Source organism: Cohnella sp. GCM10027633 (genome assembly GCF_042675445.1).
In the GTDB taxonomy this organism is placed as follows: Bacteria; Bacillota; Bacilli; order Paenibacillales; family Paenibacillaceae; genus Cohnella.
Genome location: NZ_JBHTGV010000012.1, coordinates 73,094 through 87,745 on the forward strand (window position 1 = coordinate 73,094; position 14,652 = coordinate 87,745).

A 14,652-nucleotide genomic window follows, 5' to 3' on the forward strand; every position below is an offset into this window, starting at 1 on the left:
AAAAGGCATAAACGACAAGACCCCGCCGGGAACTTCCCGATGGGGTCTTCGTTCGTATCTCTATCGCATCGATTATCTCGACTGAAGCAGCTCGCGAACGGAGCGTTTCGCTTCCGGGTCGTTCGCCCACAGGAGCAGAATGTCTCGCGGCATGACGAGCATGCGGGGATTAAGCGACTGCCCGCGATCCCTGACCTTCTCGTTGCCGGACGGGTGAATGACGCGAATCAGAATGCGCAAGTAGATGTTCGTCGTCCAAGCGAACAATCCGCGCGGAAGATCGAACGTCTGGTAACCGAGCGACTCGGAGCCGCGATGGATCATCGAGACGCCGTAAAGCGCCTTGACTTTGTCCCCGTTCGGAGCGCCGGCGAGCGCCTTGCCGAGGTCGGGCAGCGCCTTCTCCATCTCGCGAATGAGCTTGATGCCGATTTGCACCGGGGACTTGGCGTTCATCCCCGTCTCGAACAACATCCGGTTCTCGAAGTGAATCTCCATGATATAATCCCCGGACCGAATCGTCTCCGCGTCTTTCAACGCCACCGGCGGTCCCGAGTATTTGCGAACCCGGTAATTGAACGATTCGCCGTTGCCGACCGGCCTAAGCCGGAATAGGACGTGGAACAGCTTCTCGTATTGCATCCATACCGCGACGATCGCTTTCTTCAGCAAGCCGATCTTCTTGCCCTGGCGTTTGCGTTGCTCGGTCGACTCGATCATCCGGTCGATGCCGACGAACGATAGCCCGAGCTTCGCGCCGTCTTCCAGAATGCGGGACAGGGCCGAGATCGTATTCGCGGGGGCGTCGCGATCCGCGCCGAACGTCGTGCCGCAATCGTGAAGCAGCAGCACCTCGCCCGGCTTCAGCTTGCTCCGCATTCTGCGGTACAGCTTGTCCGCTCCGACCTTCTCCCGCCAATCTCCGAACATGGCCGACCAGAGCACGATTTGCAGGTGGCCGAGCTTCGCGTAATCGAATACGTTCACGATGCCCCATGGCGGACGATAATACGTAGGGACGACGCCCGTAACGCGCGCGATCGTCTCCGAAGTCCGCTGAATTTGCTTCTTCACCGTGCTTGGACGCATGATCCAGTTCGACTTATGGACGTAATTATGTATGCCGAGGACATGCCCTTCCTCATGAATGCGCTTGATGATGTCCGGATGCCGATCCGCGTTCTCGCCGACGACGAAGAACGTCGCCGTGGCCCCGTGCCGCTTGAGAAGATCCAACAACCGCGGCGTATATTCCGGATCCGGTCCGTCGTCGAACGTCAACGCGACTTCCCGCTCCGTCTTCCCTCTTCTGAATACCCGGAATCCGAATGTCCGGCTGATCAGCGCGGGGAGAAACGCGTAAATGGTCAAAAAATAAAAGAAGACCCACAAAAGGAGTTCCATGCTTACCTCACCGTTTGGTTTGCGAAATGTGTCGTCCGTGTCCGCATGCTCCATCTATTCTATCATAACCGGCTTAATATTGGCGTACGAGTAGGCATCTTTTTTGTAATCATGTACAATAACAATAAAAGGAACGCGGACCATTAGTTCCGCGAAAAAAAGGGCAGGGTGGCTATCGGATGTTCTCGTTGTATCAAAAGTATTGGCGCACCGCGTTCGACATCGGCGTTATTTTCGTTACGGTCTGGCTAGTGATGTGGACGTTCAGCTTTTTGTACGATCTGGCTACGCCGGTATTTCTTTCTTTCATCATCTTCTGGATCATCGAACCGCTCGCGCGGCTGCTTCACCGCTTAGGCCTCCGCAAGTCGATCGCATCCGGCATCAGCGTGCTTCTGTTCACGTTGATCATACTGGCTGCGTTCATCGGCCTCGGCTTTATATTCACGCAACAGATCACGCAATTGGCGGACAAGCTTCCGGAGTACCAAGTGCAGCTGCAGGAGAAAATCCAGGAATGGACGTCCGGCATGAAAGGCCGGGTCGACGCGCTGCCGCCCGACGTCGCCGCGAAGCTGAACGACGCGACCGGCTTCGTTACCGAGCAAGGCGCCAAGTGGGCAAGAGGCTTCCTCAACTGGCTCGTCGGCGCGCTTACTTCCTTCTCCTCGTTCGTGCTTAATTTCTCGATCGCGATCATTCTTGCTTACTTCCTCAGCATCGAGATCGAGACGTGGAAGAAGCTCGGACGCGACCGCTCGCCGAGAACGCTGAAGGTCGCCATGGAATTCCTCCGCAACAACGTATTCCGCGGCATCGGCGCTTACCTGAAAGCGCAAGGCATGCTGATCAGCATCACGTTCGCGATCATCTTCGTCACGTTGCTCGCGCTCGGCGTCAATAACGCCTTCTCGATCGCGCTGCTCGCCGGCATCTTCGACGTGCTGCCGCTGCTCGGCGTCAATACGCTGTTCATCCCGTGGATCGCCTACTTGTTCTTCACCGGCGAGACGAACCTCGCGCTATGGCTGACCGGCTTGCTCCTCGTCGTTACGCTGTCCAGACAAATTCTCGAGCCGCGGATCACGGGCCAGACGGTCGGCGTATCCGCCTTCACGATGCTCGCCTTCATGATGATCTCGCTGTCGCTCTTCGGCGTAGCCGGATTGATCCTGGCGCCGATTCTCATGATCTTGCTTAAGGCGCTATACGACCAAGGCTACTTCCACCAATGGATCCGTTTCCCGAAGGAAGAGTTCACCGTAGCCCCGTTCGCTCCGCAGATCGAAGCTCCAGAAGGCGAAGCTGCTCGATAATGTCTCCGAACAGCTCGGCGGCGCGATTGCGCAAGCCGGCCGGCATGTCTTCCAGCAGCACCGCGATCGCATAACGAGGCTCCCCTTTCGCAGGCCCGTAACCGACGAACCAATGGTCGTTACGGGCTTTTTGCTTGCCCGCGAGTTCCGCCGTGCCGGACTTGCCGGCCAGCGGCCATGCGGAGCCTTCGAGCGCGCGCGCCGCCGTGCCCGTCTGCGCGACGGCGCGCATCCCTTCTCGCAGCCGCTCCGCGGTACGGGGCTGGATTTGGCCGTATGCGGACTTCGCCGCGTGCACCGGCACGTTAGCCATCAATTGTCCGTTCGCGTAGCGAACGTCCTTCACGAGCCGAGGCGAGAATACTTTGCCGTCGTGCAGCACCGAGACGACCATGTTCGCGGCCTGAAGCGGCGTCACGCGCACGTCCCGCTGACCGATGCCCGTCCCCGCCCGAATGCCGCCGTCTTCCCCGCGCTCGCGGCTCAAGAAGATCGCCCCTTGTTCCTCCTCCTGCAGCAGCCGCAACGGCTCCCCGTCGACGAACTTCTCCGTATGCCAGCCTACCTGTCTGCCGAATCCTAGCCGGTCTCCCGTAATCTGAAGCCATGCCGGATCCATTCGCTCCGCGAGCTCGGCGAACACGACGTTGCACGACTCGGCGAAAGCTTCCTTAAGCGTCAAGTCCCCGTGACCCTCGTGCTTCCAGCATTTCAGTCCGTATTTGCCGTAATGCCCGTCGCAATGGAACGTCTCGTCCCACGTCGTCACGCCGGACTCGAGCGCGGCCGCGAGCGTTACCGTCTTGAATACCGACCCGGGAGGCTCGGCTTCCAAGGCATGATTGCGCTCGTCCGTCCCGGCTTCGCCGATGCCGTACGGATTCAGGCGGGGAAGGGATGCCATCGCCGCGATATCGGCGTTGCGCGCGTCGAGTACGACGACCGCGCCGCGCTTGACGCGATGCTTCGCGAGCACGGCGTCCACCGCCGACTGCACGTCCAGGTCGAGCGTCGTCGTCACCTGCAGCGGGTAATGCGGGTTCTTCTGAAGCATCATGCGCAGCCCGATGCCGGAGAGGGGTAGCCGCGCAGCGTCCGTTACCTGCATGACCGCCGTCGGTCCGATGCCTTGCAGCAGCCTGTCGAGCGACTTCTCGAGCCCCGATCCGCCGACCGGACGCGTTAGCGCCATCGTCCCGCCTTCGACTTGATCGCCGTAAATTTCCTTCACGCGTTCGGGATGCTGCGATACGTACCCGATCGCGTGCAACGGCGTGATCGAGGACGGGTACCGGTTAAGAACGGGCAGCACGGCGACGCCGGTCAAGTCCGCCTCGTTGACGGCTTTGATCTGCGCGTCGGACAAGTCGAGCGCCCGCGTGGAACCCTTCTCCTTCCAGAACGCAGGCTCGCGCAGCTCAGCCAGCCAATCCTCCAGCGCGGCCGGCTCGACCCGAAGCGAACGCGCCACGCGCTCGACCGTACTATCGGCGCCCCTGGGCGCTCCGTCATCCGGGAAGGCGGCCAGCGTCTGCACCGTGTCGCCGGTCAGCAGCCTGCCGTGCCGGTCGCGGAACTGGCCGCGGCCGCTGTCGAGCACGAGCCCGTCGGAGCGCTGCAACACCGCTTGACGGGCAAGCGTGCTCCCCGCCGTGCGCGCGCTTCCGAATCCGAGCTGCAGCCAGGCGAGACGCGCCCCCTCCGCCCCGAAGACGACCGCGATCAGCAGCAGCGCGCGGAATGCGCGCCTTGACCATTCCCGATTCATTACCGCTTGCCCCCCTTGTTCAACCTTGCCTCTTGTTCCATCCGACGTCGCCGTTGTTACTCCCTAGTATTCCCATGCGTTCGCCGCGCAGACTGCATGGGACGACGAACGATTGACACCGGCTCGCGAACATGTTATAAGTTAAACAATCCAATGAATCGCAACAATCGAATGACTTACCGCGATGAAGGGAATCAGTAGCTTTCGCACCCGGAGGTGCAGAGAGCCGGCGCTTGGTGCAAGCCGGTACTCCCGCGAAGGCGAATTACGTCCCCGAGCTTCTTGCGCCGAACCTGCCGCCGGCAGAAGGCCAAGACGGTTGCCTGCCGTTACCGGGCATCGAGCGGAGAATGGGCCATCGGCCGTTCTCAACTAGGGTGGTACCGCGATGACTCGTCCCTGTCTATGACAGAGACGGGTCTTTTTTGCGTCATAATGATTCGACAATCGAGGAGAGATGAACATGAGCGCGACGAACGACACGAATACGATCAACGAGCTGCTGGAGGAATTGGAATACAGGGGCCTCGTCTACCAGACGACCCACCGCGACGACTTGGCGAAGAAGCTGCAGAACGAATCGATTACGTTGTACGCGGGCTTCGACCCGACGGCCGACAGCCTGCATATCGGCCACCTGCTGCCGATTCTCGTGCTGCGCCGGTTCCAGCAAGCCGGACATAAGCCGATCGCCCTCGTCGGCGGCGGCACCGGCCTGATCGGCGACCCGAGCGGACGCACGACGGAGCGTTCCTTGAACACGGACGATACGGTGGCGCTATGGACCGATCGACTGAGAGATCAGCTGTCCCGCTTCCTCGACTTCGAGGCGGAAGGGAACACGGCGAAACTCGTCAGCAACTACGATTGGATCAAGCCGCTGGACATCATCACGTTCCTGCGCGACATCGGCAAGAACTTCACCGTGAACTACATGCTCGCCAAGGATTCGGTCGATTCGCGTCTGGCTAACGGCATTTCCTTCACGGAATTCAGCTATATGATCCTGCAGGCGTTCGACTTCCAGAAGCTGCACGAAGTCCATGGCTGCTCCCTGCAGATCGGCGGCAGCGACCAATGGGGCAACATTACCGCGGGCCTTGACCTGATTAGCAAAATGGGCGGAGGAGACGCGTTCGGCATGACGCTCCCTCTCGTGACGAAGAGCGACGGCAAAAAATTCGGCAAATCGGAATCTGGCGCCGTATGGCTTGACCGGAGCAAGACGTCGGTGTACCAGTTCTACCAGTTCTGGATCAACACGGACGACGCGGACGTCGTGAAGTTCTTGAAATACTTCTCGTCGCTCTCCCGCGAGCAGATCGCCGAGCTGGAGACCGAGGTGTCCGAGCGTCCGGAGAAACGCGCGGCGCAGCGGGAACTCGCCCGCGAGGTCACCCGACTCGTGCACGGCGAAGACGCGGTCGGCACCGCCGAGCGCATTACGCAAGCGTTGTTCTCCGGCGACATTACGCAATTGGACGAAGCCGAGCTCGTCGAGGCGCTTCAAGATATGCCGAGCGCGACCGTCGAAGACGCGGATGCATCGGCTCTGATGGATCTGCTGATCGCCGCGCAAGCCGCGCCGTCCCGCAGACAAGCGCGCCAAGACATCGAGAGCGGCGCCGTGCTCGTGAACGGCAGCAAGGTAACCGACCCGAACGCGACGGTGTCCAAAGATGAGCGATTGCACGGCAAGTTCGTCGTCCTTCGCCGCGGCAAGAAAAACTACTACCTGGTGAAGTTCGCGTAACGGCACGCGTTTCCTCAGCCTTCACGACACGCGAAGAAGAACCGCCATTGAAGCTTTCGCTGCAATGGCGGTTTTATTTTACGAACATTGAAGGAGGGACAAGGATGCCCATAACCTTACAAAGGGCCGCCGATTCCGACGCGCGCTCGATATTCGACATGCAAGTACAAGCCTTCCAGCCCTTATTAGATCGATACCAAGACTTCGATACGAATCCGGCGAACGAGACGATCGATCGCGTGATCGGGAGGATTAACGATCCGAATAGCGCCTACTACATGATCATGGAATCCGATGCGCCGGTCGGAGCGATTCGTATCGTATGGAAAGAGGAAGCCCGTTACTGCATCAGTCCGTTGTTCATCAAACCCGACTGCCAAGGACGCGGTATCGCGCAGCTCGCGATCGCCGAAGCGGAGCGCATGTACCCTCAAGCCATCACCTGGGAACTGGTTACCCTTCTGGAGGAAGCCCGGAATTGCTATCTCTACGAGAAGCTAGGCTACCGAAAGACCGGAGAGCAAACGAAGCTGAACGAGAACGCGACGTTAATCCACTACAAGAAACCGACTACTTGATCGGCTCCGCCTCGTCATACCGGATCGGGCGGACGCCAAGGCGAGCGCAGGCGTCCAGCACGTCCGCGCGCATGAACATCTCCCGCTCCAGCGCGCGGTCGCGAGCGACCCGCTCGCCCGGATAATCCGCGTTGCCGAACGCTCTCATGGACAGGTCATCGTAGCCCGGATGGCCGACGACCAAATACTGCCCGGGCTCCGCGCGTTCGAGCATCTCCGTCATTCGCGTCACGGGGTCTTCCGGATATTGCAAGTCCTCGTAACCGAACCCGGGGAGAACGCGGCTATACCGCTTGTAATTCCGAATGCCTTCGCGCTCGCACCAACGGTCGAACGGCTCCTCGAACCAAGGAATCGCCCATTCGAACGCCATGTGCGTATCCGCGTACGCGATCGGAAAGCCGAGCGAGCGCAACCGGTTCAGCTGTACCTGGAGCTCGTCGAATACTTCCTCCTTGCGAGGCGGATTGGCGAGGAAGCGCTGCGGTGAACGAGTGAACGTACCGTCGCGCTCGATCAAGGAGTGAACCGTATGCTTCGGACTTAGCGGCCCCCAGCGCACGTCGTTCCATTCCGAATTCAGCGTCGCGTGCAGGCCGAAGCAGATTTGACCGTTACCCGCCAACAATTCCGCGGCGTGCTCGACGCTCCGCCCGACCGCCATCACCGAGACGTTGCGGACGATCCCCTTCTCTACCGTTTCGGAGATCGCCAGGTCGGCCGTCGTCCCGCTGCCCGCATCGTCCGCTCTCGTTATGAGTTTTATCCGATCCGTCGCTTGATTGCTTTGTTCCATCTGCATGCTCACCCTTCTTTCGCGTGAATGACCGAATCCCTATACTCTTGCGGAGCCATATTCGTATGCCGTTTGAAGAACCGGGTGAACGAAGGCGTAGAATCGTATCCCACTTTCGCGGCGATTTCATGCACCTTCCACTGAGGCTCCGCAAGCAATTCTTTCGCCCGCGTGATTTTGACGTTCATCATGTAATCGGACAATCCGATCCCCGTCTTTTGCTTGTACAGCCTGCATAGATACACATGATTCAAGTAGACGACCTCCGCGAGCCGCGGCAAGGAAACGTCGCCGTCCAGATTGCTTAGAATGTAGCGATGAAGCTTCGCCACCAATTGATCGGTCTCGGCTTCCGTCTCGTTCTCCCGCGCATCGAACAACCGGCCGCTTGTATCCCTTAAACGCTCCCATGTCTCGTTCGCCCCGGACGACTGATCGACCCGATACAGGCCGACGACGTCGGCCAGCAACTCGGAATAGCCTTTGGGCTTCCACTGGTTCAACCCTTTCAGCAGCAGCGTCGCGATCGAATAATAAGTTTGCATGTACAACGCGGGGGGCAAAGAACGCGTCAACCCGCCGATCTCGTCCAATCGATGCATGAATTCCGTCCGGTTGCCGCTTTCGAGAGAAGTTTCCAACGAGATAAGCCGATGACCGACTTTGCGAAAGTCGTCCGCCTCCTTGTCCGAAGAGAGCGGTACTCCTTTCGAATCCTCCTGTTCCGAATCGTCGGATTCGATGACGATGAATTCGGTGCCCACGATCGGACCCGCGAGCAGCAGACGATTCAGCCTTTCGGCTTGATCGGGCAGCTTCTCCCAAGGGACGGACTCCTTCGATACCGCGAAGGAAACCGGGATTCTAAGCAGATCGCGGCACGTCGCCTGAATGTCGCTTAAGTGTTCCTTCACGAATAACAGCCACTGGTTCGGCAGACGAGGCTGCAACAGCCAGATGTACTTCGAAGGACCGATCACGGTCGAAGCGATGCGCACGTGCGATTTCAAATACTCTTCGGCGATGTTGCGAATCGCGAAGAGCATCAATTCCTTCTCGTGAGGCGTCCATTGCGGATCCCACTGGTCGATCCGTACGAGCAGCGCGAAGACGTCCGCCTCCGGATCGAGCGGAAGCTCGCTCTCGGCGAACGCTAGCCGCCGGGATTCGACGGTGGACGGCTGCCCTTGCATCAAGCTTAGCAAATATTCGCGTTGCAGGAGCGGCACGATTTTGTGCCGCTGGCTATCCGACAACGACAGCAGCCGCTGCGCTTTGCGTTGGTCGTCGATTTCCGCGATCGCCTTGCGAATCGCTTGAAGGATGACCGACGAATCTTCGGTTTTCAGCAGATAGTCGACGCCGCCTTCGCGAATCGCGGTACGGACGTAATCGAACTCGTGGTAACCCGTCAGGAAAATCGTTTTGCACAGCGGCCACCTGCCGCGGATCTCGACGAGCAGATCCAAGCCGTTCATGCCGGGCATCTGTATGTCCGTCAGCACGATATCCATCCGCTGCTTGTTCAACCGCTCCAACGCTTTCTCCGCCGAGCCGGCCGTGTAAATCTCAAGAATATCCGACTCCGAAGCGAAGAGGTCGACCAGACTGTTCAGAATATACGGCTCGTCGTCCACGATTAACAATCTATACATGCTTGTCCTCCCCTTCTACCGGAAACGCGATCGTTACGCGGAGGCCGCCTTCTTCGTTCTTGTCGACCGACAGCCCGCGACCGGTACCGAACCTCAGCATGACTCTTTGATTGACGTTCACGATGCCGGTAATTTCATCGGATTCGTTGCGTTCCGAGAGAGACGCTTGCAGCCGGGCAAGACGTTCGTCGTCGATCCCGCCGTTGTCCTCGATGACGATCGTCAGCCGATCCCCTCCGTCATGGAACCGAACGCTTAAATAGCCGCCCTCCGCCCTCTTCTCCAAACCGTGCTTATAAGCGTTCTCGACGATCGGCTGCAAGAGTAGGCGAGGAACCATGAGCGCATGGAACTTGCTCGGCAATTCGCCCACCTCGGCTTCGATCCGGTTCTCGAACCGGATCGACTGGATGTCGATATACGTTCTCATGAACGCGACTTCCTGCGCGAGCGGGATTTCTTCCTGGATGTTGCGCGTCACGAATTGCAAATATTGACCTAGATGACGGGAGAACGGCTCCAGATTGTCGTAGTCCCGCGTGCGAACCATCTGGTTCATGATGAAATACGTGTTATACAGGAAATGCGGGTTAATCTGCGCCTGCAGCTGCTTCAGCTCCGCCCGTTGAACGGTCAGCTTCTGCTCGTAAATTTCCGCGATCGCTTGCCTCAGCCGAACGACCATCTCGTTAAACTGCGCGTACAGATAAGAAAATTCGTCATGTCCCCGATACGTCATGTTGATATCGAAATGACCGACTTCAAGCCGCCTGAACGCTCTGACGAGCCGGGACAGCGGATTATGAATGACCCTGTAGATCCACATGGAAAAGAACACGATGATGATGACGGACCCGACCGCGAGCGACCAGAACCACACGTTATATTTCGCCAGGGAGCCCATCGCTTCTTTCTCCGGGACGAACGTGAACAAGTTGTAGTTGTGGGCGTCGGAGTGATGAAGCAGCGCCAAATATTTCGTCCCGCCGATATCGAGCGTGAACGGCTTCTTATCCCGCGAATTCGGCTCGCCCGCGAAGGACGCCCGCAAGCCTTCGACGACGTCGTCCGTCGCCTCGAACGCGGTATCGTCGACGCGCCAGCTCCAATCGTCGTCGATCAGCGCGGCTCCGCCTCCCGTGGCGAGCTTGTCCAGCTCCTTTTGCATCGCCTGCTTGTCCATCTCGAGCACGATTGCCGTCGTCTGTCTCTCTCCTTCGTTCGTCCGGTACGGCAGCCGGCTCGTCAAGAACAGCTCGCCCCGGAAGACGACGAAACCGCGCGCAAGATTGCCCGCGGTAAACGCCTCGTATTCCTCGCCGTCGATTTCGGTGTATTTCAAATTCGCTTGCAGCATCCGATCGATCGAAGGCAAGTAGACGCGCGCCGTTTTAATGTATTTGTTCGAATTTTTGATGAGCTGCAAGTTGAACTGCACCCGGTTCAAGGCGGCGTATTTCTCGTAAGCGCTCATGTAGCTGTCCGCCATGCTCAAGCCGAGCAGGTCCTGATGATTGACGAACTCCTGTTGGATGTTCCGGATTCGGTCGAATTCCGTATCCATCGAATCGAGGAAGCTCGACGACTTGTTCTGCAACGATTCGAGAAGCGCCTCGTACGCATCGCTTTCGGCTTTGCCGTTCAAATAGAAGATAGAGCCGAACAACGGGAGGATGATGAGCAGGAAAGCGGCCAACAGCTTCAGGAATATGCCGAAATTACGCGCTTTAAGCTTGAATGCGTCCATATGCGTTCACCCTACCGATTATTCTTTCACGCTGCCCATGACGATGCCGCTGATGAAGAAGCGCTGCAGGAACGGATAGACGAGCAATACCGGCAACGAGGCAAGGAAGATTTGCGCCGCCTTGTTCGTCTCGTTCGATATGTTCGCGAGCTTCTCGACATCGACGCTTTGCATGATCGAGGCGTCGAGCTTGACGACGACGGTCTGCAAGTAGCTCGATAGCGGATAGCCGTCCGAGTTATTCATGTAGATCAATCCGTCGAACCATGAGTTCCAGTGCCCTACGATAACGAACAACGTAATCGTCGCGAGGGAAGGCTTGGACAGAGGCACGAAGATTCGCCACAGCACCCGCCAATGGCCGGCGCCGTCTATGAACGCGGCTTCCTCCAGCTCCTTCGGCAAGCTCCTGAAGAAGTTGAGCAGCAAGATGACGTTGAAGATCGGAACCGCGCCGGGCAATACGAGCGCCCAGATCGAGTCCGTCAGATGCAGCTTGTTGACGATCAGATAACTCGGAATCAAGCCGCCGCTGAACAGCATCGTGAAGACGAAGAACCATACGTACTTCGTTCTGCCCATGAACTTGTCCGTTTCCTTGGATAGCGGGTAAGCGATTAGAACCGTCAACAGCATGTTCAAGGAAACGCCCAGGAGCACCCGCTCGATCGAAACGCCGAAAGCATGGAAAAATTCCGGCTTATGCAGCACGAACGAATACGAATCGAGCGTGAAGCCGACCGGCCAGAACGATACGAGTCCCGCGGTTACGGCCGGCTTGGAGCTTAGCGAGATCATGAACACGTTCAATAAAGGCAGTATGCACAGAAGCGAGAGCGTTATAAGGAACAAATAGTTCAAGCCGACGAACAGCTTTCTGCCTGAAGACATGCGAGCGACCATGCTGCTCATCCTTCCTAGAAAATTCTATAGTTTGCGAACCGATACGCCAACAGGTACGAGATCGTAATCATGAGCAAGGATACGACCGATCGGAACAATCCGACCGCTGCCCCCAAGCTGAACTGCGCGCTTTCGATCCCGACGCGATAGACGAGCGTATCGATGATATCTCCGCTCTCGTAGACGGTAGGGGAATACAGGTTGTAGATTTGATCGAAGCCGGCGTTCAATACGTTCCCAAGGCTAAGCGTCGCGAGCAGGACGACGATCGGCAGGATGCCCGGAAGCGTGACGTGCCAAGTCTGCTTCCAGCGCCCCGCGCCGTCTACGACGGCCGCTTCGTAGAGCGAAGGATTGATGCCCGTAAGCGCCGCGAGGTAGACGATCGTGTTGAAGCCGAACTCTTTCCAGACGTCCGAGAGGACGATGATGAACGGGAACCAGTCATTGTCGGCCAGGAAGAAGATCGGCTCCAAGCCGAACCCTTTGAGCATCCCGTTCACGATGCCGGTCGAAGGGGACAGAATTTGAATCATGATGCCGCCCAGGATAACCCAGGACAGGAAGTGAGGCAAATAAATGAGCGTCTGCACGCCCCTGCGAATGAGCTTTTTCCCGACTTCATTTAAGAGTAACGCGACGACAAGAGGCACGATTTGTCCCGCAATGATTTTCATGCTTGCGATCGTTAGCGTATTCCACAATGCGTCCACGAATTGCGGCATGTTGAATACGTACTTAAAGTGTTCCATTCCTACGAATTCCGAACCTGTAAACCCTTTGGCCGGATAATATTTCTGAAAGGCCATCACGAGACCGAACATCGGACCGTAGCTGAAAATGATTACGAGAATGACGCCTGGCAGTAACATGATATGGAGCGGCGATTGTAGTAAAAGAAGTTTTCTCCGGTTCATCGTAAGCCTCTCCTTCTTCAATATACGAACGAGGGTTGGGAGCAACCCAACCCTCATCCTTACCGGCACGCTGGATTTATTGCTTCGATGCGTACCACTCGTTCACTTCGTCCGTAATTTGCTGACCGCCTTGGCTCTTCCACTGCTCGACGAATTTATCGAATTCGTCGACAGGAGCCGCGCCCATGATGATTTTGGTGAACGTCTGCACTTCCAGGTCTTCGAGAAGCTTCTTCTTCTCGCCCATCGTTTCGGTTGCCCCGCCGGTGAACGCGTTCAGGAATACGGCGTTCTGTTTGACGGCTTCGTCGACGATGTGGTAAGAGCCGGTCGGGCCGAATACCGCGAAGTCGCCCCAGTTGTTGACGTCTTGCTTGTCCATGAACGATACGATTCTGTCGTAATCGTCCTGCAGGGAAGCGCTCAACGAATTACGGTCTTTCGCTTCGATCGCCTTGTTCAGGTTCTGATGAATCGCGAGGTTGACCTTCGTGCTCGCTACCATGACCGGCGCGTACTTGAACAGCTCGATCTTCTTCTTGCCGCCGTTGCCGTCGTCGACTTCGGTGTCATGGAATTTCGCGTACAGCGCGGGATCTTGATCCCACTCCACTTCCATCTTCGCGAAGTAGTTCGCCAGCTTCAGCGCCGCTTCCGGATTTTTCGCGTCTTTTCTGACGACGTAATAACCGACCGGGGACGGATCCACTTGGTCCTTCGCCATCGAACCGTCCGCGGACGGAAGCGCGACGGGAACCCAACGCGCCTTGGCGTTGTTCTTGATCGTATCGCCGAGCGGATAGTATGGCGCCCAGGTCGCGCCGTACATCATGCCGCCCTTTTGCGCCGCTTGATCGCCCGCTGCCGTCGCTTCGTCCTTAACGGAAAACTCGGGATCCAGAATTTTCGCTTCGTACATGTCGGCGAGCTTCGCCAGGACGTCCTTCACTTCCGGCTGGATCGAGCCGTACGCGAGCTTGCCGTCCTTCTCCTGCCACATCTCCGGATAGACGCCGTAGCCGTTGAAGACGCCGATCGCGTCGGCCAAGCCCCATCCGTTGACGCTCTTGTTGATGCCGAAGCCGTACGTATCGTCTTTGCCGTTCTGATCCGGATCGTTCTCGGAGAACGCTTTCGCGATCGCGAAGAACTCGTCCATCGTCTTCGGAGCGGACAGGCCGAGGTTATCGAGCCAGTCTTGGCGAACCCAGAGCACGTCGTTGATGTCCGCGCTGTTCGGAATCGGAATCGCCATCAGCTTGCCCTTGAACGTCGAAGCGCCTATTGCGACGCCATTATCCTCGGCGAGCACCTTCTTCAATTGCTCGGAGCCGTATTGATCGTAGATTTCGGTCAAATCCAAGACGGCATCGGCTTCGACGAGCTGTCTGAGCTGCTGGGCGCCGACGCGGGTCACGTCCGGAAGTTCGTCGGAAGCGATGATAACGTTAAGCTTGTTCGCGTATTGCGTTTCGTCGACGACGAACGGATGCTTGATTTTGATGCCGAGCACGCTTTCGATTTCTTTCGTCCATACGTTGTTGTCGATATCTTCGCCCTTCTGGAACACGACGCTCGTATCGACGGAAGCGCCCACCGTCACTTCGATCGGCGTCTCGTATTTGCCGAGCGGGTCGGCCTTGGGAGCCGCGGACGCGGTACCGGAAGCTTGGCTTGCCGTTGCGGTCGGAGCGGTAGCGGAACCGTTCGCGTTGTTCGTATCATCGTTACCGCATGCCGCGGTACCTAATGCCAAAGAAGCTGCCAACACGACGAACGACCCTTTTCTCAACTTCTGTTTCTGCATGTGATGAT

Annotated in this window: 11 protein-coding genes and 1 other annotated feature; of the genes, 3 read left to right on the top strand and 8 right to left on the bottom strand. The window is 57.8% G+C overall.

The window, feature by feature from the left end; all coding sequences use genetic code 11:
• Positions 1-72: 72 nt before the first annotated feature.
• Positions 73-1,404, bottom strand: a complete 1,332-nt coding sequence (locus ACFQZG_RS21680) for a polysaccharide deacetylase family protein (RefSeq protein ID WP_378156337.1) — start codon at positions 1,402-1,404, stop codon at positions 73-75.
• Between the two features lie 179 nt (positions 1,405-1,583).
• On the opposite strand from ACFQZG_RS21680, the gene ACFQZG_RS21685 reads away from it, so the two are divergent.
• Positions 1,584-2,720 (top strand): AI-2E family transporter, encoded by a 1,137-nt coding sequence (locus ACFQZG_RS21685; protein WP_378156339.1) that lies wholly within the window; start codon positions 1,584-1,586, stop codon positions 2,718-2,720.
• Here the strand turns inward: ACFQZG_RS21685 and ACFQZG_RS21690 are convergent.
• Positions 2,662-4,488, bottom strand: coding sequence for a peptidoglycan D,D-transpeptidase FtsI family protein (locus ACFQZG_RS21690; protein ID WP_378156341.1), 1,827 nt, complete (start codon positions 4,486-4,488; stop codon positions 2,662-2,664). The genes ACFQZG_RS21685 and ACFQZG_RS21690 overlap by 59 nt on opposite strands.
• A 175-nt stretch (positions 4,489-4,663) precedes the next feature.
• Positions 4,664-4,892: a binding site (T-box leader), on the top strand.
• Between the two features lie 59 nt (positions 4,893-4,951).
• Here ACFQZG_RS21690 and tyrS point away from each other — a divergent pair.
• Entirely contained in the window at positions 4,952-6,241 is a 1,290-nt protein-coding gene (tyrS, locus tag ACFQZG_RS21695) for a tyrosine--tRNA ligase (protein ID WP_378156343.1), read from the top strand.
• 104 nt (positions 6,242-6,345) lie between these two features.
• The gene (locus ACFQZG_RS21700; RefSeq protein ID WP_378156344.1) at positions 6,346-6,819 is read left to right on the top strand and encodes a GNAT family N-acetyltransferase; all 474 of its coding nucleotides are present in this window, start codon (positions 6,346-6,348) and stop codon (positions 6,817-6,819) included.
• Here the strand turns inward: ACFQZG_RS21700 and ACFQZG_RS21705 are convergent.
• From ACFQZG_RS21705 to ACFQZG_RS21730, 6 genes are all read right to left on the bottom strand, one after another.
• Entirely contained in the window at positions 6,812-7,621 is an 810-nt protein-coding gene (locus ACFQZG_RS21705) for a ChbG/HpnK family deacetylase (protein ID WP_378156346.1), read from the bottom strand. The two genes, ACFQZG_RS21700 and ACFQZG_RS21705, sit on opposite strands and share 8 nt — an antisense overlap.
• A 2-nt stretch (positions 7,622-7,623) precedes the next feature.
• Entirely contained in the window at positions 7,624-9,270 is a 1,647-nt protein-coding gene (locus tag ACFQZG_RS21710; protein WP_378156347.1) for a response regulator transcription factor, read from the bottom strand.
• A complete protein-coding gene (locus ACFQZG_RS21715; protein ID WP_378156349.1) occupies positions 9,263-11,017 on the bottom strand; it encodes a sensor histidine kinase in 1,755 nt (584 codons plus the stop codon). The genes ACFQZG_RS21710 and ACFQZG_RS21715 overlap by 8 nt, the downstream gene beginning before the upstream one ends.
• Before the next feature lie 18 nt (positions 11,018-11,035).
• Positions 11,036-11,920, bottom strand: a complete 885-nt coding sequence (locus ACFQZG_RS21720; RefSeq protein ID WP_378156351.1) for a carbohydrate ABC transporter permease — start codon at positions 11,918-11,920, stop codon at positions 11,036-11,038.
• A gap of 14 nt (positions 11,921-11,934) precedes the next feature.
• Positions 11,935-12,837: an ABC transporter permease gene (locus ACFQZG_RS21725; protein WP_378156353.1), complete on the bottom strand. Its 903-nt coding sequence runs from the start codon at positions 12,835-12,837 to the stop codon at positions 11,935-11,937.
• A 76-nt stretch (positions 12,838-12,913) separates the two neighbouring features.
• Positions 12,914-14,644 carry an extracellular solute-binding protein gene (locus ACFQZG_RS21730; RefSeq protein ID WP_378156355.1) on the bottom strand — a complete coding sequence of 577 codons (1,731 nt, stop codon included), beginning with the start codon at positions 14,642-14,644 and terminating at the stop codon, positions 12,914-12,916.
• Between the last annotated feature and the right edge of the window lie 8 nt (positions 14,645-14,652).